This is a genomic window from Achromobacter sp., from assembly GCF_050285565.1.
GTDB lineage: Bacteria > Pseudomonadota > Gammaproteobacteria > Burkholderiales > Burkholderiaceae_B > Achromobacter.
Genome location: NZ_JBLZXG010000005.1, coordinates 172,205 through 197,377, shown reverse-complemented (window position 1 = coordinate 197,377; position 25,173 = coordinate 172,205). Strand labels below are relative to the sequence as shown.

General features: G+C 69.3%; 21 protein-coding genes and 1 tRNA gene. 13 read left to right on the top strand and 9 right to left on the bottom strand.

The window, feature by feature from the left end:
* A complete protein-coding gene (locus ACN6O8_RS12185) occupies positions 1-1,014 on the top strand; it encodes a sterol desaturase family protein (RefSeq protein WP_427991302.1) in 1,014 nt (337 codons plus the stop codon).
* An 18-nt stretch (positions 1,015-1,032) separates the two neighbouring features.
* On the opposite strand, the gene ACN6O8_RS12180 is transcribed toward ACN6O8_RS12185, so the two are convergent.
* Together ACN6O8_RS12180 and ACN6O8_RS12175 are read right to left on the bottom strand one after the other, a co-directional pair.
* Positions 1,033-1,533 carry an acyl-CoA thioesterase gene (locus tag ACN6O8_RS12180; RefSeq protein WP_427991301.1) on the bottom strand — a complete coding sequence of 167 codons (501 nt, stop codon included), beginning with the start codon at positions 1,531-1,533 and terminating at the stop codon, positions 1,033-1,035.
* Positions 1,534-1,610: 77 nt separating this feature from the next.
* Positions 1,611-3,125, bottom strand: coding sequence for a DUF1254 domain-containing protein (locus ACN6O8_RS12175; RefSeq protein WP_427991300.1), 1,515 nt, complete (start codon positions 3,123-3,125; stop codon positions 1,611-1,613).
* A gap of 273 nt (positions 3,126-3,398) precedes the next feature.
* On the opposite strand from ACN6O8_RS12175, the gene fdnG reads away from it, so the two are divergent.
* The 8 genes from fdnG (at position 3,399) to ACN6O8_RS12135 (ending at position 13,781) form a co-directional block, all read left to right on the top strand.
* Positions 3,399-6,467 carry a formate dehydrogenase-N subunit alpha gene (gene fdnG, locus ACN6O8_RS12170; RefSeq protein ID WP_427991299.1) on the top strand — a complete coding sequence of 1,023 codons (3,069 nt, stop codon included), beginning with the start codon at positions 3,399-3,401 and terminating at the stop codon, positions 6,465-6,467.
* A gap of 10 nt (positions 6,468-6,477) precedes the next feature.
* Positions 6,478-7,377, top strand: coding sequence for a formate dehydrogenase subunit beta (gene fdxH, locus ACN6O8_RS12165; protein WP_427991298.1), 900 nt, complete (start codon positions 6,478-6,480; stop codon positions 7,375-7,377).
* Complete coding sequence (locus tag ACN6O8_RS12160; RefSeq protein ID WP_427991297.1) at positions 7,370-8,017, top strand: formate dehydrogenase subunit gamma; 648 nt, start codon at positions 7,370-7,372, stop codon at positions 8,015-8,017. The genes fdxH and ACN6O8_RS12160 overlap by 8 nt, the downstream gene beginning before the upstream one ends.
* Positions 8,018-8,142: 125 nt before the next feature.
* Positions 8,143-9,078 carry a formate dehydrogenase accessory protein FdhE gene (gene fdhE, locus ACN6O8_RS12155; RefSeq protein WP_427991296.1) on the top strand — a complete coding sequence of 312 codons (936 nt, stop codon included), beginning with the start codon at positions 8,143-8,145 and terminating at the stop codon, positions 9,076-9,078.
* 2 nt (positions 9,079-9,080) lie between these two features.
* Positions 9,081-10,514, top strand: coding sequence for an L-seryl-tRNA(Sec) selenium transferase (selA, locus tag ACN6O8_RS12150; RefSeq protein ID WP_427991295.1), 1,434 nt, complete (start codon positions 9,081-9,083; stop codon positions 10,512-10,514).
* On the top strand, positions 10,511-12,448 hold the full coding sequence (gene selB, locus ACN6O8_RS12145) for a selenocysteine-specific translation elongation factor (RefSeq protein ID WP_427991294.1): 1,938 nt from the start codon (positions 10,511-10,513) through the stop codon (positions 12,446-12,448). The genes selA and selB overlap by 4 nt, the downstream gene beginning before the upstream one ends.
* A 12-nt stretch (positions 12,449-12,460) precedes the next feature.
* Positions 12,461-12,556: transfer RNA gene (locus tag ACN6O8_RS12140), tRNA-Sec, on the top strand.
* Positions 12,557-12,764: 208 nt separating this feature from the next.
* On the top strand, positions 12,765-13,781 hold the full coding sequence (locus ACN6O8_RS12135; RefSeq protein WP_427991293.1) for a glycosyltransferase: 1,017 nt from the start codon (positions 12,765-12,767) through the stop codon (positions 13,779-13,781).
* Here the strand turns inward: ACN6O8_RS12135 and ACN6O8_RS12130 are convergent.
* The 3 genes from ACN6O8_RS12130 to ACN6O8_RS12120 are packed head-to-tail and all read right to left on the bottom strand — an operon-like array spanning position 13,759 to position 15,395.
* Positions 13,759-13,926: a peroxiredoxin family protein gene (locus ACN6O8_RS12130; protein WP_427991292.1), complete on the bottom strand. Its 168-nt coding sequence runs from the start codon at positions 13,924-13,926 to the stop codon at positions 13,759-13,761. The genes ACN6O8_RS12135 and ACN6O8_RS12130 overlap by 23 nt on opposite strands.
* Positions 13,916-14,287 carry a TlpA family protein disulfide reductase gene (locus tag ACN6O8_RS12125; RefSeq protein ID WP_427991291.1) on the bottom strand — a complete coding sequence of 124 codons (372 nt, stop codon included), beginning with the start codon at positions 14,285-14,287 and terminating at the stop codon, positions 13,916-13,918. Before ACN6O8_RS12125 ends, ACN6O8_RS12130 begins: the two co-directional genes overlap by 11 nt.
* Positions 14,288-14,297: 10 nt before the next feature.
* On the bottom strand, positions 14,298-15,395 hold the full coding sequence (locus ACN6O8_RS12120; RefSeq protein WP_427991290.1) for a transglutaminase-like domain-containing protein: 1,098 nt from the start codon (positions 15,393-15,395) through the stop codon (positions 14,298-14,300).
* Positions 15,396-15,530: 135 nt separating this feature from the next.
* On the opposite strand from ACN6O8_RS12120, the gene selD reads away from it, so the two are divergent.
* Positions 15,531-16,592 (top strand): selenide, water dikinase SelD, encoded by a 1,062-nt coding sequence (selD, locus tag ACN6O8_RS12115; protein ID WP_427991289.1) that lies wholly within the window; start codon positions 15,531-15,533, stop codon positions 16,590-16,592.
* Positions 16,593-16,638: 46 nt separating this feature from the next.
* Here the strand turns inward: selD and ACN6O8_RS12110 are convergent, their stop codons facing one another.
* A complete protein-coding gene (locus ACN6O8_RS12110; RefSeq protein WP_427991288.1) occupies positions 16,639-18,702 on the bottom strand; it encodes an LTA synthase family protein in 2,064 nt (687 codons plus the stop codon).
* A 255-nt stretch (positions 18,703-18,957) separates the two neighbouring features.
* A complete protein-coding gene (locus ACN6O8_RS12105) occupies positions 18,958-19,884 on the bottom strand; it encodes a LysR substrate-binding domain-containing protein (RefSeq protein ID WP_427991287.1) in 927 nt (308 codons plus the stop codon).
* A 206-nt stretch (positions 19,885-20,090) separates the two neighbouring features.
* Between ACN6O8_RS12105 and ACN6O8_RS12100 the strand changes: the two genes are divergently transcribed.
* Together ACN6O8_RS12100 and ACN6O8_RS12095 are read left to right on the top strand one after the other, a co-directional pair.
* Positions 20,091-20,735 (top strand): 2-hydroxychromene-2-carboxylate isomerase, encoded by a 645-nt coding sequence (locus ACN6O8_RS12100; RefSeq protein ID WP_427991286.1) that lies wholly within the window; start codon positions 20,091-20,093, stop codon positions 20,733-20,735.
* 95 nt (positions 20,736-20,830) lie between these two features.
* A complete protein-coding gene (locus ACN6O8_RS12095; RefSeq protein WP_427991285.1) occupies positions 20,831-20,992 on the top strand; it encodes a hypothetical protein in 162 nt (53 codons plus the stop codon).
* A 36-nt stretch (positions 20,993-21,028) separates the two neighbouring features.
* Here the strand turns inward: ACN6O8_RS12095 and ACN6O8_RS12090 are convergent, their stop codons facing one another.
* Complete coding sequence (locus ACN6O8_RS12090) at positions 21,029-21,406, bottom strand: DUF779 domain-containing protein (protein ID WP_427991284.1); 378 nt, start codon at positions 21,404-21,406, stop codon at positions 21,029-21,031.
* An 89-nt stretch (positions 21,407-21,495) separates the two neighbouring features.
* The gene (adh, locus tag ACN6O8_RS12085; protein WP_427991283.1) at positions 21,496-23,025 is read right to left on the bottom strand and encodes an aldehyde dehydrogenase; all 1,530 of its coding nucleotides are present in this window, start codon (positions 23,023-23,025) and stop codon (positions 21,496-21,498) included.
* A 228-nt stretch (positions 23,026-23,253) separates the two neighbouring features.
* On the opposite strand from adh, the gene ACN6O8_RS12080 reads away from it, so the two are divergent.
* Complete coding sequence (locus ACN6O8_RS12080) at positions 23,254-25,152, top strand: sigma-54-dependent Fis family transcriptional regulator (protein WP_427991282.1); 1,899 nt, start codon at positions 23,254-23,256, stop codon at positions 25,150-25,152.
* Positions 25,153-25,173: the final 21 nt, after the last annotated feature.

Sequence of the window (25,173 nt, the reverse complement as noted above, 5' to 3'; positions counted from 1 at the left end):
ATGGATACGCTTAGTCAATGGTTCGGGAACTGCCAGCAATGGCTGTTCGAAACCCTGGTGCAGCCGGCGCTGTTCCACCTGGGCATGAGCAATTTCATCGAGGACGGCTACAACGCCACCATGTGGCTGCTGGTCGGCCTGCTCCAGGTGGCGGTGCTGCTGCTGGTGTTCGGCCCGCTGCAGCGCCTGCGCCCGGTGGAGCCGGTCACCGACCGCCGCCAGATCGGCATCGACGTGCTCTACACGCTGATCCACCGTCTGGGTCTGTTCCGCCTGGCCCTGTTCTTCACCGTCGATCCGTTCTGGGACAGCATCTTCGGGCAGTTGCACGTCTGGGGCTTTGCGCCGTTCCAGCTCGACCAGTACTGGCCCGGCGTCACCGACCAGGCCTGGGTCAGCCTGATCATCTACCTGCTGCTGTTCGACCTGGTCGACTACCTGTATCACCGCGCCCAGCACCGTTTCGGCTGGCTCTGGGCGCTGCACGCGGTGCACCACAGCCAGCGCCAGATGACCATGTGGAGCGACGACCGCAACCACCTGCTGGACGACATGCTGCGCGACGTGCTGGTGGTGTTCGTGTCGCAACTGGTGGGCGTGCCGCCCGCGCAGTTCGTGGCGATCGTGGCCATTACCCAGCTGGCGCAGAGCTTCTCGCACGCCAACCTGCGCCTGCACTTCGGCGCCATCGGCGAACGCCTGCTGGTCAGCCCGCGCTTTCACCGCCATCACCATTCCATCGCCTACGACGCCTCGACGCCGGGGCCGGTCGGCGGCTACAACTTCGCCGCGCTGTTTCCAGTCTGGGATGTGCTGTTCCGCTCGGCGCGTTTCGGCGTCGGCTACGGCCCCACCGGCGTCCATGACCAGCTGCCGGAGCTGGGCGGCCGCGACTACGGCCAGGGCTTCTGGGCGCAGCAGTGGCTGGGTCTGAAGCGCATGGTCGGCCGCGACCGCGAGCCGGCCGTGGCCGCGCCGCCGCAAAGGCGGGCAGCCTCCTCTGAGGGCAGCTAGCGCGCGAGGCGTGGGGGCTCACGCCCCTTCGTGGGTGGTCTCGCGCTTGATCTCGTTATGGCGCCGTTCCATCTCCTGGCGCAGCTCGCGGCGCAGGCGGGCGGCCTCGAAGCGCTGCTTTTCCTCCAGGTTGCGCGGCGCCAGCGGCGGCACCGCCGTGGGCGCGCCGTTGTCGTCCACCGCCACCATCGTGAAATAACAGCTGTTGGTGTGGCGCACCAGCTTCTTGCGGATATCTTCGGTGACCACCTTGATGCCGATTTCCATCGAGGTGCGGCCGGTGTAGTTCACCGCCGCCAGGAAGGTCACCAGCTCGCCGACATGGATCGGTTCGCGGAACACGACCTGGTCGACCGACAGGGTCACGACGTACTGGCCGGCATAGCGGCTGGCACAGGCGTAGGCGACCTGGTCGAGATATTTGAGGATGGTTCCGCCGTGCACATTGCCCGAGAAATTCGCCATATCGGGCGTCATCAGGATGGTCATCGACAGTTGGTGGCTAAAGGCTTCGTCCATGGCGGGCGTTCTACTCGGCGACAAAACGCCTATGGTAGTGGCGAAACCCTGTCATGACGCCGTCGGCGGCGGGTTTGTCAGGGTTTCTTCGCGGGGACGGCGGGCGTGGCGGCTTCGGCGGGCCGGGCCGCCGGCGTGGCGGCGGCGGGCGCTGGCGTGGCCTGCGGTTCCGGCTCCGGCGCCGGTTCGTCGCGCAGCGCTGGCGGCGGCGCCCACAGCCCATCCAGCAAGGCCGGATCCGGGCCATAGACGCGCAACAGCACGTATACCGGCCCGCTGGCCGCCACCGGCAGCCAGTTGGACTGGGCGCCGGGCTCGGGGGCGGCGTGGCTGATCAGCAGGTCGAGCGAACCGTCGGCGTTGTATTGCAGCGGATCGCGTCCGCCCAGCGCGTAGCGCTCGATCGGATTGGCCACCGGCAGGCCCTGCGCGTCATAGGCGGCCAGCGACCACAGCGCGCCGGCCGGCGGCAACTGGCCGCCGTCGAAATGCAGGGTATAGCGATGCGCGCCGTCCAGCGGCCGGCCCAGGCTGTCGGCGGCCAGCAGCAGCGCCGACAGGTCTTCGGGCAGCCCCGCGCCGGGCTGGGCCTGAGTCGACAGCGCGCGCCGCAGATAGGCGTTGCCGTAGACCCCGACGCTGGCCGTCTCCCGTTGCCAGCCGTTGACACGGGTCAGGCTGACGCCAGCGGCGGCCTGCATGCGTTCGCGCGCTTCGCGCAGGCCGCGCCGCAGGCCCTGCTTGGCCGGGTGGTCAAGCTTGTCGAAGTCGAACGGACGCCCCGGGATCAGCCCGACCCGGCGCAACTGGGCCAGCACCGGCTGGTCGGTGGCGTGCGCGGGATTGCGGCGCAGCAGCTCGGCCGCATAGGTGAAGAAGGCGTCGGTCGGCATCGACTCGACCTGTTCGCGTACCGGCGTTTGCAGATCCAGCGAGGGGTCGGCCTTGATCCGTTGCGATTGCGGCGGCAGGTTCCACTGCGCCAGGGGCGTGAGGGTAAAGCCGTCCTGCAGCGCATGCACCGCCGGATAGTCGGCCGGGCCGTCGGTCTGGATCAGGGCTCGGGCCCAGACGTGCGCCGTGGGGGCGTCGATGCGCGGCATGCCCGAGGGCAGGGTGCCGGTCCAGCCTGGCGGCACGATCACGGTATTGCCGCGGGCGGTGCCGGTGCTGCGCTTGCCAAGCGTGGCAAAGGCCTCGTTCCACAGATCCAGCAGGGTCAACGTATACAGGCGCCCCTGGCTGTCCGGCACCGACAGCACCACGGGACCGGCGCTCAGGTCGAGCCAGGCGGTGCTGCGCAGCATGTCGGGGTTGGCCCAGGGCGTGGCCGCGCCGGGGCGCGGCAGGGCGCGGGCGTGCAGGAAGGTATTGGCGGGCGCGCCCTGGGCACCCTGCGACGGATGCGTGAACTGGCGCCGGGTCAGATCCAGGGTGAGCAGCGGGTAAAAGTAGAGATAGCCTTGCATTGCCGCTTCGCGGGCGGCCTCGGTGGCCGCCGCCGCCGGGGTCGGCGCCGGCTTGGCGGCGGCCGGCGCCAGGCTCGGCGTGGCCAGCAACAGGGACAGGGCCAGGGGGGCAAAACGGCGCATCGGCGCTCCAACGGGCAGGCGGGACAGGCGGAAAAGCGGGCCGGAACCCGCCGCCGGCAATGGTAACAGTCTCGCGATCATCCAAAATCCGCGAAAAAGCCCGATCCGGGCGGTAAATCGGTTCTCATCGCCCGATTTCAAGGCCGGGGGGACGCAAGGCATGGCAACTCGGCTGCGCTGCGCCTATACTTGCTTGCATATCCTTGGAATTCGTAGGGCTTTTCCCCTGATCGGCCCGCGGCTTCCCCCTATTCACCCGGAGAGGAGTGTTTCATGGTCAACATGAACCGCCGCCAGTTCTTCAAGGTGACCGGTACCACGCTGGCTGGCTCGAGCCTGGCCCTGTTGGGGGTTGCCCCCGGCACGGCCATGGCCGAAGTGCGCCAGTACAAGCTTGCGCGCATGACGGAAACGCGCAACACCTGTCCCTACTGTTCGGTCGCCTGTGGTCTGCTGATGTACGGCCTGGGCGACGGCGCCAAGAATGCCCGCGCCAGCATCATGCACATCGAGGGCGACCCCGACCACCCCGTCAACCGCGGCACGCTCTGTCCCAAGGGCGCGGCGCTGATCGACTTCATCCACAGCCCCAACCGCCTGAAGTACCCGGAATACCGGGCGCCCGGTTCGGACAAGTGGGTGCGGATGTCGTGGGACGAGGCCCTGACGCGCATCACCAAGCTCATGAAGGCCGACCGCGACGCCAACTTCGTCGAAAAAACCGAAGACGGCAAGACGGTCAACCGGTGGCTGACCACCGGCATGCTGGCCGCCTCGGCAAGCAGCAACGAGGTGGGCTACATCACGCACAAGACCGTGCGTAGCATGGGGATGCTGGCGTTCGACAACCAAGCCCGTGTCTGACATGGCCCGACGGTGGCAGGTCTTGCCCCGACGTTTGGCCGTGGAGCGATGACGAACCATTGGGTCGACATCAAGAACGCGGACGTAGTACTGATCATGGGCGGCAATGCCGCCGAGGCCCACCCCTGCGGGTTCAAATGGGTCACGGAAGCGAAGGCCCATAACAAGGCGAAGCTGATCGTCGTGGATCCGCGCTTCACGCGCTCGGCATCCGTGGCGGACTTCTACGCGCCCATACGCACCGGCACCGACATCATCTTCCTGGGTGGCGTCATCAAGTACCTGTTGGATCACGACAAGATCCAGCACGAGTACGTGCGCAACTACACCGACTTTTCCTACATCGTGCGCGAGGACTTCGCGTTCGACGCGGGCCTGTACTCCGGCTACAACGCCGACAAGCGCAGCTACGACAAGGCCAGTTGGGACTACGAGCGCGGTGAAGACGGCTACGTCAAGACCGACCCGACGCTGGAGCACCCGCGTACGGTCTACCAACTGCTCAAGAAGCACTACTCGCGCTATACCGAAGAGATGGTCGAACGCGTCTGCGGCACGCCGCGCGACAAGTTCCTGAAGGTCTGCGAGATGCTGGCGTCCACCGCCAGCCCCAACCGCGCCGCCACCATCCTGTACGCGCTGGGCTGGACCCAGCACTCGATCGGTTCGCAGATCATCCGCACCGGCGCCATGGTGCAGCTGCTGCTGGGCAACATCGGCATCGCCGGCGGCGGCATGAACGCGCTGCGCGGACACTCGAACATCCAGGGCCTGACCGACCTGGGCCTGATGTCGAACCTGCTGCCCGGCTACATGACGCTGCCCAACGAGCCCGAGCAGGACTACGGCAAGTACATCGCCACGCGCGCGCTCAAGCCGTTGCGGCCGAACCAGTTGAGCTATTGGCAGAACTACGGCAAGTTCCACGTCAGCCTGATGAAGGCCTGGTGGGGCAAGGCCGCGACCGCCGAGAACAACTGGGCGTTCGACTACCTGCCCAAGCTCGACAAGCTCTACGACATGCTGCAGGTCTACGAGCTGATGAACCAGGGCAAGATGAACGGCTACCTGGCGCAGGGCTTCAACCCGCTGGCCGCCGCGCCCAACAAGGCCAAGCTGACCAAGGGCTTTTCCAAGCTGAAGTATCTGGTCATCATGGACCCGCTGGTCACCGAGACCTCTGAATTCTGGCGCAATGCCGGCGAGGCCAACGACGTCGATCCCGCGCAGATCCAGACCGAGGTGTTCCGCCTGCCCACCACCTGTTTCGCCGAGGAAGACGGCGCGCTGGTGAACTCCGGGCGCTGGTTGCAATGGCACTGGAAGGGCGCCGAACCGCCGGGCGAGGCCAAGAGCGACATCGAGATCATGTCGCTGATCTTCACGCGCCTGCGCAAGATGTACCAGGAAGAGGGCGGCAAGTATCCCGACCCCATCGTCAACCTGTCCTGGCCTTACGCCAACCCGCAAAGCCCGACCGCGGAAGAGCTGGCCAAGGAATACTCGGGCAAGGCGCTGGTCGACCTGGTCGATCCCAAGGACCCGACCAAGGTCACGCGCAAGGCCGGCGAGCAGTTGGCCGGCTTTGCCGAACTGCGCGACGACGGTTCCACCGCCAGCGGCTGCTGGATCTTCGCTGGCGCCTGGGGCCCCGGCGGCAACCTGATGGCGCGCCGCGACAACAGCGACCCGACCGGCATCGGCCAGACCCTGAACTGGGCCTGGGCCTGGCCGGCCAACCGCCGCATCCTGTACAACCGCGCCTCCTGCGACGTCTCGGGCAAGCCGTTCGACCCGCGCCGCAGCCTGATTTCATGGAACGGCAAGGCCTGGGTCGGCGCCGACATCCCCGATTTCAAGGGCGACGAGAATCCCGATGGCGGCATGGGGCCGTTCATCATGAACCCCGAGGGCGTGGCGCGCTTCTTCGCGCGCGCCGGCATGGCCGAAGGGCCGTTCCCGGAACACTACGAGCCGTTCGAGACGCCGCTGGGCTACAACCCGCTGCATCCGAAGGCCAAGGGCGTCACCAGCAACCCGGCGGCGCGCGTGTTCAAGGACGACCTGGCGGCTATGGGCACGGTGGACAAGTTCCCCTACGTGGCCACCACCTACCGCCTGACCGAGCACTTCCACTATTGGACCAAGAACGTCCGCATCAACGCGATCCTGCAACCCGAGCAGTTCGTCGAGATCAGCGAGGTCATGGCCAAGGAACTGGGCATCGCCAACGGTTCGCGCGTGAAGGTGTCGTCCAACCGCGGCTATATCAAGGCGGTGGCGCTGGTCACCAAGCGCCTGCGGCCGCTGACCATCGAGGGCAAGACCGTCTATCACGTCGGCATCCCGATCCATTGGGGCTTCGTCGGCATTGCGAAACCGGGCTTCCTGACCAACACCCTGACGCCATTCGTGGGCGACGGCAACTCGCAGACACCCGAGTTCAAGTCGTTCCTGGTGCAGGTCGAGAAGATCTAGGAGAGCGCTCATGTCTATGCAATCCCTCGACATCAAACGGCGCTCGGCCACCACCACGCCGCCGCCCGGCGTGCGCGAACCCGTCACCGGGTCCGTGGCCAAGTTGATCGACGTCTCCAAGTGCATCGGCTGCAAGGCCTGCCAGAGCGCGTGCATGGAGTGGAACGACCTGCGCGACGAGATCGGCACCAACGTCGGCGTCTATGACAACCCGGCCGACCTGACCGAGCATTCCTGGACGGTCATGCGCTTCTCGGAATACGAGAACCCGCAGGGCGACCTGGAATGGCTGATCCGCAAGGACGGCTGCATGCACTGCGAGGACCCGGGCTGCCTGAAGGCCTGTCCCTCGCCAGGCGCCATCATCCAGTACAACAACGGCATCGTCGACTTCCACGAAGAGAACTGCATCGGTTGCGGCTACTGCATCACCGGCTGCCCGTTCAACGTGCCGCGCATCAGCAAGAAGGACCACAAGGCGTACAAGTGCACCCTGTGTTCCGACCGCGTGGCCGTCGGCCAGGAGCCGGCCTGCGTCAAGGCCTGCCCCACCGGCGCCATCGTGTTCGGCACCAAGGACGACATGAAGCAGCACGCCGCCGAGCGCATCGAGGACCTGAAGTCGCGCGGCTTCGAGCAGGCTGGCCTGTATGACCCGCAGGGCGTGGGCGGCACCCACGTCATGTACGTGCTGCATCACGCCGACCAGCCCGGGCTGTACCACGGCCTGCCGAAGGACCCGCAGATCAGCCCGATGGTGTCGTTGTGGAAGGGCATCGCCAAACCGCTGGGGGTGGCCGCCATGGCGCTGACGGCGCTGGCCGGCTTCTTCCACTACGCCCGCGTCGGCCGCAACGAGGTCGACGAGGAAGACGAACGCCGTGCCGAAGAGGAGGCGCGCCATGAGTGACGATCGCCATCACCGCCGGATCAAGCGCTATTCGCCCGGCGAGCGCACCAACCACTGGATCATCGCCCTCACGTTCATCCTGCTGGCGTTGTCCGGGCTGGCGCTGTTCCACCCGTCGATGTTCTGGCTCACCAACCTGTTCGGCGGCGGTCCCTGGACCCGCATCCTGCACCCGTTCATCGGGCTGGTGATGTTCTTCTGCTTCGTGGTGTTCGCCGGACACATGTGGCGCCACAACCTGATGACCAAGGCCGACCGCCAGTGGCTGAGCCAGCTCAATGACGTGGTCGAGAACCGCGAGGACAAGCTGCCCGAAGTCGGCAAGTACAACGCCGGCCAGAAGCTGCTGTTCTACGTGCTGATCCTGTGCATGCTGGGATTGTTCGCCAGCGGCATCGTGATCTGGCGCGAGTACTTCGCCTTCTACTTCCCGATCTGGGTGGTGCGCGCCGCCTCGGTGCTGCATGCCGTTTGTGCATTGGTGCTGATTTGCGCGATCATTGTGCATATTTATGCGGCGATCTGGGTCAAGGGCTCGCTCACGGCGATGCTGCGCGGCTACGTGACCGCGGGCTGGGCGTGGAAGCACCACCGCGCCTGGTTCCGCGAGCAAATCGGCAAGCAGTCCACGACGAAGTAAGCGGGCCTCGCGCGGCGGGCGCCACCTGGCGGTGGCGGCCCGCCGGGCCGGCCCCGCCCGATCCCACCGCACGGCTGCCTCCCCTTTGCGGGGCGGCAGCCGTGTTTGTTTATCTGGAGACGCAATTGCAGCGAATTCTTCCGCGTGGCGAGATCGAGGCGCTCGATCACAACACCATTCCCCGCATCCAGCTACCGGCGCGCGATTCGGTTTTCGCGACGCGCGCGGCGCGCCTGCGGCAATTGGCCGTGGACAGTCCGGTGGCCGACTACCTGCTGCTGATGGCGCGGGTGGTCGACGCCCAGCACAACGCCCTGCGCGGCTGCAATGCGCCGCCCGCGTCGGAAGACCGCATCGCCCTGGCGCAGGCCCATGGCATGCCGCCGCTGCAGGCCGTGGGTTGGCCGCGCGACCCGTTGTGGCGCGACATCCTGCGCCAGCTCGTCGACGAGGTGGCTGGCGGCCAGGACGTGCCGGCCGAGGCGCTGGAAGTCTGCGCCGCGCTGCGCCGCGCGCTCGATGACGACACCGAATCGCTGGAAGACCTGGCCGAGGCGGTGCTGTCGGAGCAGCATCGCGGCGTCGATGGCGCCGCCGCGCCGTTCGTGATGGCCGCCTTGCAGGTCTACTGGACCGACCTGGCCAGCCGCTTCGACGAAAAGCAATTGCCGGTGGCCTCGCCGTTCGGCGTCTGCCCGGTCTGCGCCAGCCTGCCGGTGGCCAGCGTGGTGCGCGTGGGCGGCCAGTTCGAAGGCTATCGCTACCTGTGTTGCAGCCTGTGCGCCACGCAATGGCATATGGTGCGCGTCAAGTGCTCGCATTGCGAGGATGTCGAATCCGTGGCCTACCAGGCCATCGAAGGACGCGCGCCCGCCATCAAGGCCGAGACCTGCGACCGTTGCCACACCTACCGCAAGATCTTCTATCAGGACAAGGATCTGCACGTGGAACCGGTGGCCGACGACCTCGCCAGCCTGATGCTGGACGTGCTGGTGGGCGAGGCCGGCTATTCGCGCGCCAGCGGCAATCCGCTGCTTTGGCACGGCGCCGAGGAGGAATAGCCATGACCGGGTTCGCCGCCGCCGCCGACATTCCCGCGCTGGACCGGCTGCTGAACGGGCCGGCCCTGGCCCCGGCGCTGGATACCCACGGCCGCACCCAGGTGGTGGCCGCCTTGCGCCGCCACCTGGACGAATTGCGGCGCCGCGCCCTGGCCGGCGAGCTGCCGCGCGCGGAACTGGCCGACACCAGCGTCGCGGCCGCCATCGACGCCGCCCTGGCGCGCGCCGCCGCGCCGCGCCTGCGCGCCGTCTACAACCTGACCGGCACCGTGCTGCACACCAATCTGGGGCGCGCCCTGTTGCCCGACGAGGCGGTGGCCTCGGTGCTGCGCGCGCTGACCACGCCCGCCAACCTCGAATTCGACCTGGACACGGGCGGCCGCGGCGACCGCGACGACCTGATCGACGAGCTGCTGTGCGAACTGACCGGGGCGGAAGCCGCCACGGTGGTCAACAACAACGCGGCCGCCGTGCTGCTGATGCTGAACGCGCTGGCCGACCGCCGCGAGGTGGTGGTGTCGCGCGGCGAGCTGGTCGAGATCGGCGGCGCCTTCCGCATCCCCGACATCATGAAGCGCGCTGGCGCCAGGCTGGTCGAGGTCGGCACCACCAACCGCACCCATGCCGCCGACTACGAGAACGCCATCGGCCCGCGCACCGCGATGCTGATGAAAGTGCATTGCAGCAACTACGCCGTCACCGGCTTCACCAAGAGCGTCGGCGTGGCCGAGGTCGCGGCGCTGGCGCATGCGCGCGGCCTGCCGGCCACGGTGGACCTGGGCAGCGGCACGCTGGTGGACCTGACGCAGTTCGGCCTGCCGCGCGAGGACACGGTGCGCGAGACCATCGCCGCCGGCGCCGACCTGGTGACCTTCAGCGGCGACAAGCTGCTGGGCGGCCCGCAGGCCGGCCTGCTGGTGGGACGCGCCGACCTGATCCGCAAGATCAAGAAGAATCCGCTCAAGCGCGCGCTGCGCGTGGGCAAGCTGACGCTGGCGGCCCTGGAACCGGTGCTGCAACTGTACCGGGCGCCGGAATTCCTGGCGCAGCGCCTGACCACGCTGCGCCTGCTGACCCGGCCGCAGCGCGAGATCCAGCCGCTGGCCGAGCGTCTGCGCGGCGTGCTGGCGCAGGCGGCGGGCGCGGACTACGAGGTCGAGGCGGTGCCGATGTTCAGCCAGATCGGCAGCGGCGCCTTGCCGGTGGACCAACTGCCCAGCTACGGGCTGGCGGCGCGCTACCGTGGCAAGGGCCGGCCCGGACGGCACCTGGACCGGCTGGAGACGCGCCTGCGCGGCTTGCCGGTGCCGGTGATCGGCCGCATCGCCGATGACGCGCTGTGGCTCGACCTGCGCTGCCTGGAGGCGCGCGACGAGGCCGCCTTCACCGACCAGCTCGCCGGACTCGCCGCCCAAGCCACGGAGCCGCGCGCATGATCGTCGGCACCGCCGGCCATATCGACCACGGCAAGACCACGCTGGTGCGGGCGCTGACGGGGGTCGATACCGACCGTCTCAAGGAAGAGAAGGCGCGCGGCATTTCGATCGAACTGGGCTACGCCTATACGCCGTTGCCCAACGACGATGTGCTGGGCTTCATCGACGTGCCGGGCCACGAGAAGCTGGTGCACACCATGGCGGCGGGCGCCAGCGGCATCGACTTCGGCCTGCTGGTGGTGGCGGCGGATGACGGCGTGATGCCGCAGACGCGCGAACACCTGGCCATCCTGTCACTGCTGGGCGTGGCGCGCGGCGCGGTGGCGCTGACCAAGGCCGACCGCGCCGACGCGGCCCGGCTGGCCGCGGCGCGGGCCGAGATCGCGGCACTGGTGGCCGACACCTTTCTGCGCGACGCGCCGGTCTTCGAACTGTGCGCGGCCCGCGGCGGCGACGCGGGCGTGGCGCGGCTCAAGCAGCATCTGGACGACGCGGCGCAAGCGCTCGGCGCGCGCGACGGCGCGGGCCTGTTCCGGCTGGCGGTGGACCGGGTCTTCACGCTCGCCGGCCACGGCACGGTGGTCACCGGCACCGTGCATGGCGGGCGCGCCCGCGTCGGCGACGACGACGCCGACCTGCGCCTGATGCCGGCCGGAACGCGGGTGCGGGTGCGTGGCATCCACGCGCAGAACCAGCCCAGCGAGACCGGCGCGGCCGGCCAGCGCTGCGCGCTGAACCTGGCGGGCATCGACAAGAGCGCGATCACGCGCGGCGACTGGATCGCCGATGCGCGCTGCTTCCTGCCGTCGCGCCATGTCGACGTGGCGTTGACGCTGCTGCCCTCGGCCGACGCGCCCCTGCGGGCCTGGACCCCGCTGCACGTGCACCTCGGCGCGGCCCGGCATGTGGCGCACGCGGTGCCGCTGTCGGCCGACGCGCTGGCGCCGGGCCAGGCCGGCTGGGTGCAACTGGTGTTCGACGACGCGGTATGCGCGATGCCGGGCGACCGCTACATTGTGCGCAACGCCCAGGCCACGCGCACGGTCGGCGGCGGCCGGGTGCTCGACCCCAATGCGCCGGATCGCAAGCGGCGCGCGCCGGCGCGCATGCAATGGCTGCAAGGCGTGGTGGACATGCTGGAGGGGGGCGGCTTGCAGCCGCTGCTGGCGCAGGCCACGCTGGGCCTGGACGAAACGGCGCTGCAACGCCTGGCGGGCAAGCCGGTGCGTGACCTGGCGGCGCCGGATGGCGCGATCTGGATCGAGCCGAGGACGCCGCAGGGCGCGCGCACGCTGATCCTGGCCGCGCATTGGGAAGCGCTGCGGGCGCGGGTGGAGCAGGCGTTGGCGCTGTTCCACCAGGGCGCGCCGGACGAGCCCGGGCCGGATGGTTCGCGCCTGCGCCGCATGGCGCTGCCGGCGGCGCCGGAAGCGTTGTGGCTGGGGCTGCTGGATGACCTGCACAAGCATGGCCGGGTGCTGCGCAACGGGCCCTGGCTGCACTTGCCCGGCCACACCGCGGCGCTGGCCGAGGCCGAGGCGCAACTGGCGCAACGCCTGTTGCCGTTGCTGGCCGCCGGCGCTTACGATCCGCCCTGGGTGCGCGACCTGGCGCGCGCGCAAGGCGAGCCGGAAGAGCGGGTGCGCCAGGTGTTGCGCAAGTTGCTGCGGCGCGGCGATGTGGCGCAGGTGGTGAAGGATCTGTTCTATCACCGCGAGCGGGTGGCGCAGTTGGCGCGGCTGGCGGTCGAGCTTGCCGGCAAGCCCGACGGGTTGAACGCGGCGGCTTTCCGCGATGCGACCGGCCTGGGTCGCAAGCGGGCGATCCAGATCCTGGAGTTCTTCGACCGGACGGGGCTGACGCGGCGGGTGCGGGACACGCACGTGCTGCGCGCCGACAGCGCGTATCTGGGGACGGACAAGGCGGTATCATAGGCGGGTTTTCGAGGAAGGCATCCGTGTCCGGTGGCACGGCCGGGCTTCAAACCCGGTTGGGGGCGTCAGACGTTCCCAGGTAGGTTCGACTCCTGCTGCCTTCCGCCACGCTTTCCGGCGGCGCCCTTTGCCGCCGAGGCCGTGGCTATTCGGATGGGTCTTGCATTCACAGGCCTCGGCTCCCGGGCCCGGGAATCCGGCGTAGCTTAGCGATCCACCCGCGCCTGTCCCTGGCACAAGAGCCCCCTTCATCGAAGACCCGCGGCAACCGATGGGGTTCAAGGCGCGCGCCTCCCGCCGCCTTACCCCACCGAATATGCGCCACGTCGAACCCATCGCGCCCCTGATCAGCGTGATCGTCCCAGTCTACAACTGCGAGCGGTACCTGCCCGAACAACTGGACTCGCTGTTGGGCGACGCCGCGATGAACCTCGAGGTAATCGCGGTCGACGACGGCTCCACCGACCGCAGCCTGGCGATCTTGCAGGCCCATGGCGCCCGGGACGCGCGCCTGCGGCTCATGCCGCAAGCCCATCGCGGGCTGGGCGCCGCGCGCAACACCGGCCTGCAGGCCGCGCGCGGCGCCTGGATCGCCTTCGCCGATGCCGATGACTTGCTGCCCGCCGCGGGGCTCGCCAACTGGCACGAGCAGGCCGTCGCGCAGGATCTCGATGTGCTGATTGGCAACGCGTATCGCTTCACGCAGGCGCCGCCCAACGTGCCCAGGCCCGCTATCCTGTCAAGGCAGCCCGTTGCCCGGATCCTGGCGGGGCCCGACTGGATCACGCACTGCGTCGCGGCCCGCGAATGGCCGCATTATGTCTGCCTGCAACTGATCAGGCGTGAACTCATTGCCCGGCACCGGCTGACGTTCGACCCCTCGCTGTTTCACGAGGATATTCTCTGGACCACCCGCCTGGCCCTGGTGGCGCAGCGGATCGGCTTCGCGCCCGAGCCCGTGTATGGCTATCGCCGCAACCCGGATTCCATCACCCTGTCGCCCTCGCCCGAGGTGCGCCAATGGCGCGGCGCCAGCTATGTGCGCATCATCGAAGGGCTGCTGCGCCAGTCCCTGCGCCGGGATCTGGGGCGCGGCACGCGCATCTCGATCATCCGCCACGTCCTGCATGAACTCCTGTGCTTTGTGGATCTGTTGCGCAAGGACCTCGACGATCCTCGCCTGCGTGCCCCGCTGGCGCGCGCCATGCTCGACCTGCGCGCCTGGCCGCGGCTGGTGCGCCATGCGCGCGGCGTGAGCGACCTGCGTCGCCTGCTCAAGGCGTACTGGCGCTTGCGACGGATGGCGCGGGTTACGCGCGCAGCATGCCGGTGACGGCGCGGGTGATGCGCTCGGCCTGCCAGTCCAGCGCCCCGAGGTGCCAGTGGCGGACGCTGCCGCCGCGGTCGACGAGGTAGTTGGCGGGCAGGCCGACCGCATTCCATTTCCTGGCGGCACTGCTGTTGCGGTCATGCAGCACGGCGCCGGCCACCGGCCATTTGCCCAGAAAGGTGGTGATCTTGCCGAGCGCCTCGCCGACGTTGACGGCGACCAGGCGCAGGCCTTCTTCGCATCGCCGACATGAGGGGAATCTCGTCGCGGCAGGGGGCGCACCAGGTGGCCCAGAAGCTGACGATGACGACATTGCCGCGCCAGGCGGCGAGCTTCTGTTCGCGGCCGGAAAGGTCGGGCAGGACCAGCGGCGGGGTCGGCGCGTTCCAGGGCGCCCAGTCGGGGCCGGTCGCGGCCTGGAGGGCGCTGTCGCTGGCGGCGGCGCGGACGCACGCGGGCAGGGCCGCCAGCGACAGGGCGGATTGCAACAGCAGCCGGCGGCTGGCCATGGGCGGCGGCTCAGGCGGACAGCGGGCGCGCGGTCAGGGTGTAGCGGAAACTGTCCGGGTCCAGGCTGTCGAGGCGGCCGTCGGCGGTTTCCCCGTTGGGGTACATCAGGAACGGCACGGGGCCATGCGCGGTGCCGGGCAGGGCCACGTCGTGGCCATGGTTGTAGGCGACCCAGTTCATTTCCCAGGCGCCGAACAGCATGACACGGGCGGCGCGCACGCGGGCGTCGGTGGCCGGCAGGTCGCCGGGCGGCTCTTCGAGCATGACCTTGCGCACGTCGGCGGGGTCGACCGGGATCCAGCCATAGCCGTCGGCGTAGAACTCGGCGCGGCAGTGCTGCGCCTTCGTGACGTCGCCGGCCTTGCCCAGGCTCTTGAAGCCGAGCTGCGAATCGGCCACGCGCAGGCCGTAGGCGTCGCGGGCCGGGATGCCGGCGGCGCGCGCCAGGGCGACGAACAGCGCATTGATGTCGGCGCATTTGCCGTTCAGGTCGTTGGCGGTGAGCATGTAGCGCACGTCGCCGATGCCGCAGCCGCGCGTGGCGGCGGTGCGGCAGGTATTGTCGACCACCCAGTCGTAAATCGCCCGGGCCCGCGCCAGCGCGTCCGAGTGGCCCCGGGTGATGCGGTCGGCGGTGGTCTTGACGATGCCGTCGGTGGGCAGCAACGCGGTGGGTTTGAGGTACTCGCGCAGGATGGCGGGGCTTTCGCGTGGCGCGCCTTGCGGCGGCTGGGTCAAATCCACGCGCCGGTTGCGGGTCTGGAAGCGGCTGGTCACCGTGACCTCGCGCGGTGCCTGGGCGTGGGGCCACTGCACGGCGAGCATGTGCACGTCATAGCCGGGGGCCTGCACCCGTTGCGCGTCACCCCCGCCGCTGACCAGCCAGGCGCTGTGCGCGCCGCGCTGGTAGTCCGTATCGCTGGCGTAGGGCAGCGGGATCCAGAGGCGCGGGTGGGCGCCCGGGTCGAGGATCTGGATATGGGTGGTCAGTTCGAAGCCGCGCCAGTCGGCGCTGACGGGCGCCTGTCCGGCGCGCGCGGCCAGGGGCAAGGCTGCCTGGGCGGCGCACAGGGCGCCCGAGAAACGGAGGAAGTGTCGGCGATCCATGGAGCCCTCACGCACGGTGAAGTTTGGCTGTCGGTGCGCCCGGTGGCGGGGCGGCCGTCCGTTGCTGCCAGTTCATCATAGGGCTATTCGGGGGCGCGATGCTATCCTTTTCCGATCACTTATGGAGAGACTGACATGACCCAGGATGCAGCGTCCGCGGCGGTGCCGCGCTTGACTTCGCTGTCGCACGGCGGCGGCTGTGGCTGCAAGATCGCGCCCGGCGTGCTGTCGCAGTTGCTGGCGCGCTTCGGGCCGGCCGCCAGCTACCCCGACCTGCTGGTGGGCACCGAGACGGCCGACGACGCGGCGGTCTACCGGCTCAACGACGAGCAGGCCCTGATCGCCACCACCGACTTCTTCATGCCCATCGTCGACGATCCCTACGATTTCGGCCGCATCGCCGCCACCAACGCGCTGTCGGACGTGTACGCCATGGGCGGCACGCCGATCATGGCGCTGGCCATCGTCGGCATGCCGATCAACGTCTTGCCGCACGCCGTCATCGCCGACATCCTGCGCGGCGGCGAATCGGTCTGCAAGGACGCCGGCATTCCGGTGGCCGGCGGCCACAGCATCGATTCGGTCGAGCCGATCTACGGTCTGGCGGCCATGGGGCTGGTGCACCCCGCCCGCATCAAGCGCAATGCCGATGCCCGCGCTGGCGACGTGCTGGTGCTGGGCAAGGGGCTGGGCGTGGGCATCCTGTCGGCGGCGCTCAAGAAGAACCGGCTGGATGCGCAGGGCTACCGGGTGATGATCGAAACCACCACTCGCCTGAATCGCCCCGGCCCGGCGCTGGCGGCGCTGGACGGCGTGCATGCCATCACCGACGTCACCGGCTTCGGCCTGCTGGGCCACACGCTGGAGATGGCGCGCGGCGCGGGGTTGACCGCGAAGCTGCGGCGCGACGCGCTGCCGTGGCTGCCGGGCGTGCAAGCCTTCGCCGCCGATGGCGTGATTACCGGCGCCTCGGGCCGCAACTGGGCCTCGTACGGCGAATCCGTGCGGCTGGGCGCGGACGTGACGGAGGTCGAACGGGCGTTGCTGACCGACCCGCAGACCGCCGGCGGCCTGTTGGTCGCGTGCGCGCCGGAAACGGCGCAGGCGGTGCTGGAGCTGTTCCGCGCGCAGGGTTTCGCGGATGCCGCGGTGGTCGGCGAGATGGTTGCCGGCGACCCGCTGGTGCGGGTCGACTAGTGCCCGATACGGCCCGCAGCGAGCCCGGCAGCCGGGGGCGGCCCCCTCAGGGGCGGTCCGCCCGCAGGGCCACCTGGTGCTGCACCTGGTAGTTGATCTGCCATTGCAGCAGCGGGCCGTACGCGCCGAGCCGCGCCTGCTCGGCCGCCTGTGCCGGCGACGCGGCCTGCTCGGGCGCCAGCGCCAGGCCGGTCGGGCCCGCCCACGGCTGGATGCGGCCCGGGCGGTCGTGCTGGTAGGCGCCGTCGCGCGTGATCAGCAATCGCGGATTGTTGAAGCCGAAGCACCATTGCGGATCCGGCCGGGCGGCCAGCAGGTCGCAGCCGCTGCGGAAGTAGGGCGTGTCCGGCAAGCTCAGGTGGTACAGCGTGGGCAGGATGTCCTTGTGGCTGCCGGGGCGTGACGGATCGTAGGTCGATTGCCCGCGATAGCCGGGCGGCACGTACAAATAGAAGGGCACGGCGCGCGCCAGCACCGCATCGCTGTCGCGCGCATAGTCGACGCCCAGGATGTTGTGGTCGCCGGTGACCGCGACGATGGTGCGCCCGCCCTGGGCCGAGGCTTTCAGGCCGGTCAGGAAGCGGCCCAACTGGTCATTGGCGTAGCGCAGCGTGTCGAAGGCGTCGGCCAGGCCGGTCCAGTTGGCGTAGTAGGGCAGGCGCTCGATGTCGATCAGGTCCAATCCGCCGCGCAGGCCGCCCTCGGGCACCAGGAAGGGCGGATGGTGGGTGGTGGACAGGGCGATGACGAACAGGGGTTCGCCGTCGCGGTCCGCCCGCGCCAGGCGATCGGCGATATAGCGGAACATGTATTCGTCAGGCACGCCCCAGGCGCCCGGCTGCGCCTCGGGATAGCGTTGCCGCAGGGTCAGCTGGTCGGCGAATTCCTGCGCGCCCAGGTGGGTGGCGAAACGGCCCAGGTTGCGCCAGGTGGCCGCGCCCGAGGTGACGAACACCACGCGGTAGCCGCGCGCCAGGAACGGCGCGAAGGCATTGCTGGCGAAGGTGGCGGTGGCGGCGGACGACTGGCTGGTGGCCAGTACCGGGCTGCGCACCAGCAGGCGGCTGAGCGAATCGATGGTGCCGTTGCCTTCGGACAGGAAGCGGTCGAAGCGCCAGTCCTGCCGCCAATGCGGCCGCAGGGCGCCGAGCAGGTCGCGGCCGGGGCGGTCGAACTGGTTCATGTGGTGGCCCATGCTCTCCATGATTTGCAGCACCACGTGCGGCGGCCGGGCGCGGGCCTCGGGATTGGCGCCGGTGGTGGCCATGAAGGGTTGCAGGCCATGGCCCGGACGGCCCAGGAAGCGCTGGTAGAGCGCCTCGCCTTCGGCGTTCGTCACGGGCGTGAAGCGCTTGTCGTTGTCGCGCTCGGACAGCGCCCAGAAGAACGCCGAAATGCCGTTGGGCGTGATGTCGTTGAGCAACCGCAGCGACGAGATGCCGGTATCGTCCTTGTTGAGCGGAAAGGTGCCGAGCGAGCCGCGGCAAGCCAGCACGGTGAGGGCGATGATCAGCGCCAGGCGCAGCGCGCTCGGGGCCAGGGCGCGGCGCGCCAGCCGCGCGCGCAGGACATGGGCGCCCCAGCGGCGCACCAGCCAGAAGGTGGCGCCCAGCAGGGCGGCCAGCAGCGCCAGCGTGCGCAGCACCGGATAGCCGTGCCACAGGGTTGTCAGGATGGCCTGGGTGTCGTCGTCCATCAGGCCGAACACGAAGAGATCGATCGAGCGCGAGAAGGTCGCGAAGTAATACACGCTCACCACCGTGCTGGCCGCGAACAGCGTGGCCAGCACCGCGCCCAGGCCGGGCAGGCAACGCAGCCAGCGCGCGTGCGCGGCCGGCCGCGCGGCCAGCACCAGGGCGGCCAGCAGCGGCGCCGAAAACGCGATCGCCGCGACTTTCATGTCGAACAGCAGGCCGACCGCCAGCGTGCGGTTGATGTCCTGCGGCAAGGCCGCATAGGTGCCCGGCGGCGCATAGGTGGTCAGAAGATAGAGGCGGCCGGCGCCTTGCGCCAGCACCGACACCAGCCACGGCGCCAGCAGGATCAGGAAGGAGCGCTGGAAATTGAGGAACCAGTTTTGCCAGGCATTGGGGGAACGGAAAAGCCTCATCTGCGCCATGAAAGAAGAGCGGAACGCCGCGCCGCGAAAGCGGCGGTAATGGGCCCGCGCGCCCGTCAGCGGGACGGGGCGCGGGGTTTATTCGCAGGGGGAGCTCGGACCCGTGCCTGGTATGCAGGCAGGAATGTACAGGAGGGGAGACGCGAATCTATGAAGGTTTGTATACAACTTGTAGCGATTCGCACAAGGTCGCGCGCCGGTTCGTTGGTCTGAAAGTGTCGGCATGGCTGGCGCCATCGCCCTTTATCAGCTCGTTTCCGGGGTCAGCAGGCGCGCCGTGGTCGCCGCTTGCTGCACCAGCCAGCGCGTCACGATCTCGGCGTCCGGGGTGCTGCGGCGCGCGTTGCGCACCAGCCAGTAGGCGTGCTCGGTAGCATCGGCCGGCTGGCCGCCGACGGTGGCCAGGCGCCGGTCCGCCAGCATCGGCGCGATCAGCGCCAGCCGTCCCAGCGCGATGCCGTGGCCGGCCAGCGCCGCGTGCACGATCTGGTCGTACTGGTTAAAGCGCAGCATGCCCTTGGGCCGCACCCGGCCCAGGCCGCGCGCGTTGAGCCATTCCGACCATTGCAGCCAGGGCCGGGTGGGGTCGTCGAACTCCAGCAGCACGTGGCGCTGCAACTCGCGCGCATCCAGGGCGCGCACCTGCAGCGAGGGGTGCGCCACCGGCACCACCGACTCGCCGAACAGCCAGACCGCGCCATCCGGCACGGTGTCGCGCAGGCTGTAGCGGATGGCGATGTCGACGCTTTCCCGGTCGATGTCGATGACCCGGTTGTCGGCCGCGACCCGCACGTCGATGTGCGGATGCGCGGCCTGGAAATCCCCCAGGCGCGGCAGCAGCCACAGCGAGGCGACGCCGATGGTGGTGGTGACGGTGACCGGCGTGCGGCGCTCCGGGGCGCGCAATTGCTCGGTCAGGTCGCCCAGTTGGCTTAGCCAGGTGTCGGCCATGCGGAACAGTTGCGCGCCCTCGGACGTGAACGAAACGCTGCGAAAGCCGCGCACCAGCAGCGGCACCCCCAGGTGGGCCTCCAGCGCCCGGATCTGGCGGCTGACCGCCGACTGCGTCACGTGCAGATCCTGCGCCGCCAACGTGATGCTCATGCGGCGGCCCACGGCCACGAAGCCTCGAACCAGGTCAAGCGGGGGGAGTTTGGCCAGGGGGTATGACATTCGTAAAACTCATGCGTATGCGGCGGAAATTTCGCTTGTGCAATATAACGCCTGCGGCGTCCAATATGACTCAGGCGACGGGTGACGCGGCAGCAAGCCGGCCAGTCCATCATCGTGGACAGCGATCGCGACGTCGTCCTCGGCGGCCTGCCGGATGCGCAGGTCGCCCTGGTTTCCCAGGTTCCCCAGCCGTTGGAGCTCTTGCCATGAATGCGCCCCTGTCCGCCACGCCGAGTCTCGAGATGTGGTTCGATTTCGCCAGTCCCTACAGCTATCTGGCGATCGAGCGCATTGGCGACCTGGCGGCGCAGGCCGACGTGCGGGTCGACTTGCGGCCGTTCCTGCTGGGCCCGATTTTCCAGGCCCAGGGCTGGAACGACACGCCGTTTCGCCTGTTCCCCGGCAAGGGCGCCTACATGATGCGCGACATCGCGCGCCTGGCGGAAAAATACGGTGTGCCCTACAACCGGCCGCGCCTGTTCCCGCGCATGAGCGTGCTGCCGGCGCGTATCGCGCTGCTGGGCCAGGACGAGCCCTGGGGCCGCGATTTCTGCCTGGCCGTGTTCCGCGCCAATTTCCAGCACGACCAGGATATCCAGGCCGAGGATGTGGTGCATTCGCTGCTGACCGACCTGGCGCTCGATGCCGATGCGCTGATCGCGCGCGGCAAGTCTGAAGCGGCCAAGGAGGCGCTGCGCCGCCGGGTCGATGAAGCCCGCCACCTGGGTCTGTTCGGCGCCCCGACCTTCCTGGTCGATGGCGAAATGTTCTGGGGCAACGATCGCCTCGAGGACGCGCTGGAATGGACCCGCCGCGCGCCCGTCAGCGCCTGGGCCGCCGCGGCCGGCTGATGTCCGTGGGCGCGTCCATCCGTTCGTCAACGCCGCCGGCCTGACCGGCGCCGCCAGGCAACCGTAGATTTTTTTCCGCCAACGCTTTTCCCGCAATGAAAAACACCAGCAGTCCGCTACGCGGCGCGCCCATGCCGGGTGGCCGTTCGTTCACGCAATTCCGCGCCGCGCGCATGCGCCGCGTGTCGTTCCAGTGGCAGCAACAGGCCGCTGGCGCCCAACCGCCCGGCAAGGACGGCGGGCCGCGCCGGCCCTGACGCGCCACGTTCCCTGGACGCCCCGGGGCGTGGGCCTCAACCGCGCGTGACCGGGGCCACGCCGGCCCATTCGTCGTCCGAGTACAGCCGCGAGCGCAGCAGGAAGCGCCTGCCTTCGGCGCTGTCGAGCGAGAACGCGCCGCCGCGCCCGGGCACGGCGTCGATGATGAGCTGGGTGTGTTCCCAATACGCGAACTGATCCTCGCCCATGTAGAACGGGCAGCCCTCCAGTTCGCCCAGCAGCACATCCGAGCCGCCGACCATGAATTCGCCCTGCGCGTAGCACATGGGCGAACTGCCATCGCAGCAGCCGCCCGATTGGTGGAACATCAGCGGGCCGTGCTTGGCGCGCAAGGTCTGGATCAGCGCGCGCGCCGCGTCGGTGGCGACCACGCGCGGGGTGGGTCCTGGCATGATGCGGCTCCCGCGATGCCGCGCCGGCGCGGCGCGGGCCGGCCCGCCATGGGTCGGTCCGCCACACGCCGGCGGGCATCGCCCGTGGGTCAGAAGAAACCCAGTTTCTTGGGCGAGTAGCTCACCAGCAGGTTCTTGGTCTGCTGGTAGTGGTTGAGCATCATCTTGTGGTTCTCGCGGCCGATGCCCGACTGCTTGTAGCCGCCGAACGCCGCATGCGCGGGATAGGCGTGATAGCAGTTGGTCCAGACCCGCCCGGCCTTGATGGCGCGGCCCATGCGATAGCACGTGTTGGCGTCGCGCGACCAGACCCCCGCGCCCAGGCCGTAGAGCGTGTCGTTGGCCAGCGCCAGCGCGTCGTCGGCGTCCTTGAACGTGGTCACCGCCACCACCGGCCCGAAGATTTCTTCCTGGAACACGCGCATCTTGTTGTGGCCCTTGAAGACGGTGGGCTGCACGTAGTAGCCGCCTTCGAGCGCGCCCTGCATCTGGGCGCGCGCGCCGCCGGCCAGCACCTCCGCGCCTTCCTGCTTGCCGATGTCCAGGTACGACAGAATCTTCTCCAGTTGTTCGGTGGAGGCCTGCGCGCCCAGCATGGTGTCGCCGTCCAGCGGGTTGCCCTGCTTGATGGCGGCCACGCGCTTGAGGGCGCGTTCCATGAACTTGTCGTAGAGCGATTCCTGGATCAGCGCGCGGCTGGGGCAGGTGCAGACCTCGCCCTGGTTCAGCGCGAACATGACGAAGCCTTCGATGGCCTTGTCCAGGAAGTCGTCGTCCTGCGCGGCCACGTCGGCAAAGAAGATGTTGGGCGACTTGCCGCCCAGCTCCAGCGTCACCGGGATGATGTTCTGCGACGCGTACTGCATGATCAGGCGGCCGGTGGTGGTCTCGCCGGTAAAGGCGATCTTGGCGATGCGCTTGCTGGAGGCCAGCGGTTTGCCGGCTTCCAGGCCGAAGCCGGTGACCACGTTGAACACGCCCGGCGGCAGCAGGTCGCCGATCAGTTCCATCAGCAGCAGGATGCCCAGCGGCGTCTGCTCGGCCGGCTTGAGCACCACGCAGTTGCCCGCGGCCAGCGCCGGCGCCAGTTTCCACGCGGCCATCAGGATCGGGAAGTTCCACGGAATGATCTGGCCGACCACGCCCAGCGGTTCGTTGAAGTGATAGGCCACCGTGTCCTGGTCGATCTCGGACAGCCCGCCTTCCTGGCTGCGGATGCACGAGGCGAAGTAACGGAAGTGGTCGATCGCCAGCGGGATGTCGGCGGCGCGGGCTTCGCGGATCGGCTTGCCGTTGTCCCAGGTCTCGGCGGTGGCCAGGCGTTCCAGATTGGCTTCCATCACGTCCGCGATGCGCATCAGGATCTGCGCGCGTTCGGCGGCGGGGGTCGCACCCCATTTGGGCGCGGCGCGGTGCGCGGCATCCAGCGCCAGCTCGATATCGCGTTCTTTCGAGCGCGCGTTGCGGGTCAGCACCTGGCCGGTGACCGGGGTGAAGTTGTCGAAGTATTCGCCGTCGGCGGGAGCCTGCCATTTGCCGTCGATGAAGTTGTCGTACTGCGTCCTGAGGTCCAGGCGGGTGCCATAGGATTCGGGGGTGACGCGGGTCGCGATGTCCATGCTTGTCTCCGTATAGATCGGTGTAACGGCAGTCGGGTGCCTGCTTCACTTCAAGCAAAGCGCGTGCCATGTCGGGGGACGCGGCTGGACAAGCGCGCTTGCCGCGTGCGAAAGTAGATTTTCACGCGCCGCAACAGCACGTGGAGGGTCTATCGCCGCCCCATGGTGTCGCGTTTCGCGACACCGTCGCGGAACAGGTGTCGCAGAACACCGTTCAAGGAGACATGCATGGCTACTCAATCCCGTTGGCAGTCGCTGTCGCAGGCGCGCCAACTGTTCAACCAGCAAGGCGTCGTGCCCGGCGGGCTGGTCGCCGAACCCATCCTGCGCTCGTGGCGCCGCTGCGCCGACCTGGGGATCGACATGCGCGGGGCGCGCCGCGCCGAACCCATGACCGCCGTCGAATTGCGCGAAGCGCGCCAACGCAACGAAGCCTTGCGGCGGATGTCGGAGCCGGCCATGTCGCTGTTGCGGCGCGAGGGCGGCAGCGACGGGTTGGTGATCCTGTCCGATGCGCAGGGCCTGGTGCTCGATAGCGACGGCGATATCGATTTCGCGCAACGCGCTTCGCGCGTGGCCCTGATGCCCGGCGCCCCTTGGGACGAGGCGGCCGCCGGCACCAACGCCATCGGCACCGCGCTGGTGGAAGGCCGGCCCATCATCGTCGACGGCGCCGAACACTACTTCGAGCCCAACCGCATCCTGACTTGCGCCGCGGTGCCCATCACCGACAGCGAAGGCCGCATGCTGGGCGTGCTGGATCTGTCCCGTCCGGCGCGCGAGGTGCGTCCGGACGTGCTGGCGCTGGTGCGGGCGGCGGTCGACCTGATCGAACACCGGCTGTTCGACAGCGCGCATGAGCCCTGCGCCGTGCTGCGCCTGCATGCCGACCGTTCCGGCCTGGGCACGCCCGGCGAGGCGCTGCTGGCCTTTGAAGGCGACCTGTTGGTGGGCGCCAACCGCCGCGCCATGCAGGTGCTGGGCCTGGCGGCCACGGCGCTGGGCGTCTATCGCTACGCGGATCTGTTCGAGGGCGATCTGGAACAGGCTCCCGACGCGGCCGGACGCGTGCATGCGCGCGGTGGCGCGGTCTACCACGCGCGCCTGCGCCTGCCGCGGGCGCGTCCCCAGGCCGCTTCACAACCGGCGCTGCGCCTGCCGGCCGCGCCCGCGCCGGCGCGGCCGGTGGCGCGCCGCGACCCCGCCAGCTTCGACGCCGCCACCTTGGGCGCGCTGGCGCGCGCGGTGCATTTGTCGGACGCGGGGGTATCGATTCTGCTGCAGGGCGAAACGGGCGCGGGCAAGGAAATCTTCGCGCGTCAGTTGCACGCGCGCAGCCGCCGCGCCGCCGGCCCGTTCGTGGCGGTCAATTGCGCCGCGCTGCCCGAGAGCCTGATCGAATCCGAGCTGTTCGGCTATGAAGACGGCGCTTTCACCGGCGCGCGCCGCCAGGGCAGCAAAGGGCTGCTGCGGCAGGCGCATGGCGGCGTGCTGTTCCTGGATGAGATCGGCGACATGCCGCTGGCGCTGCAGGCGCGCCTGCTGCGCGTGCTGCAATCGCGCGAAGTCTCGCCGCTGGGCGGGGCGCGGCCGGTGGCGGTGGACTTCGCCCTGGTGTGCGCGACCCATCGCGCGCTGGCGCACGATGGCCCGGATGCCCCGGTACGGCCCGATCTGTACTTCCGCATCGCCGAATACACCGTGACGCTGGCGCCGCTGCGCGCCCGTCCCGACCTGCGCGAACTGCTGCGCACGCTATGGGCTGCGCAGGGCAGCGGCCCGGCGCTGCCGAGCGGCATCGAGGACGCGCTGGCGCACTATGCCTGGCCGGGCAACTACCGCCAGATGGTGGCGGTGCTGCGCACGCTGCATGTGCTGGCGGGCGCGTCGGGCAGGGTCGATGAGGAAATGCTGCCGGCGGAGATCCGTGGCGTGCCGATGGCGCAGGCGCCGGCCACGGTCGCGGGCGCGGCCAGCCTGCAGGCCATCGCCGACGAGGCGATCCGCGCGGCGCTGGCGGCGCACGCAGGCAACGTCAGCGCCGCGGCGCGCGCGCTGGGCGTGCATCGCAGCACCTTGTACCGGCGGGCGGCGGCGTTGGGGCTGGCGCGGATGCGCCCGGCATGAAGGCGAACGCGCGCGCGGCCG

Bases quoted from the DNA above. Each gene is read 5' to 3' on its own strand.
- ACN6O8_RS12080 (WP_427991282.1), top strand. From the start codon at position 23,254: ATGGCTACTCAATCCCGTTGGCAGTCGCTGTCGCAGGCGCGCCAACTG.
- ACN6O8_RS12135 (WP_427991293.1), top strand. From the start codon at position 12,765: ATGCGCCACGTCGAACCCATCGCGCCCCTGATCAGCGTGATCGTCCCA.
- ACN6O8_RS12175 (WP_427991300.1), bottom strand. From the start codon at position 3,125: ATGCGCCGTTTTGCCCCCCTGGCCCTGTCCCTGTTGCTGGCCACGCCG.
- ACN6O8_RS12125 (WP_427991291.1), bottom strand. From the start codon at position 14,287: ATGGCCAGCCGCCGGCTGCTGTTGCAATCCGCCCTGTCGCTGGCGGCC.
- ACN6O8_RS12100 (WP_427991286.1), top strand. From the start codon at position 20,091: ATGAATGCGCCCCTGTCCGCCACGCCGAGTCTCGAGATGTGGTTCGAT.
- ACN6O8_RS12160 (WP_427991297.1), top strand. From the start codon at position 7,370: ATGAGTGACGATCGCCATCACCGCCGGATCAAGCGCTATTCGCCCGGC.
- ACN6O8_RS12185 (WP_427991302.1), top strand. From the start codon at position 1: ATGGATACGCTTAGTCAATGGTTCGGGAACTGCCAGCAATGGCTGTTC.
- adh (WP_427991283.1), bottom strand. From the start codon at position 23,025: ATGGACATCGCGACCCGCGTCACCCCCGAATCCTATGGCACCCGCCTG.
- ACN6O8_RS12110 (WP_427991288.1), bottom strand. From the start codon at position 18,702: ATGAGGCTTTTCCGTTCCCCCAATGCCTGGCAAAACTGGTTCCTCAAT.
- ACN6O8_RS12105 (WP_427991287.1), bottom strand. From the start codon at position 19,884: ATGTCATACCCCCTGGCCAAACTCCCCCCGCTTGACCTGGTTCGAGGC.
- ACN6O8_RS12120 (WP_427991290.1), bottom strand. From the start codon at position 15,395: ATGGATCGCCGACACTTCCTCCGTTTCTCGGGCGCCCTGTGCGCCGCC.
- ACN6O8_RS12090 (WP_427991284.1), bottom strand. From the start codon at position 21,406: ATGCCAGGACCCACCCCGCGCGTGGTCGCCACCGACGCGGCGCGCGCG.
- selA (WP_427991295.1), top strand. From the start codon at position 9,081: ATGACCGGGTTCGCCGCCGCCGCCGACATTCCCGCGCTGGACCGGCTG.
- ACN6O8_RS12180 (WP_427991301.1), bottom strand. From the start codon at position 1,533: ATGGACGAAGCCTTTAGCCACCAACTGTCGATGACCATCCTGATGACG.
- selD (WP_427991289.1), top strand. From the start codon at position 15,531: ATGACCCAGGATGCAGCGTCCGCGGCGGTGCCGCGCTTGACTTCGCTG.
- fdxH (WP_427991298.1), top strand. From the start codon at position 6,478: ATGTCTATGCAATCCCTCGACATCAAACGGCGCTCGGCCACCACCACG.
- ACN6O8_RS12095 (WP_427991285.1), top strand. From the start codon at position 20,831: ATGAAAAACACCAGCAGTCCGCTACGCGGCGCGCCCATGCCGGGTGGC.
- selB (WP_427991294.1), top strand. From the start codon at position 10,511: ATGATCGTCGGCACCGCCGGCCATATCGACCACGGCAAGACCACGCTG.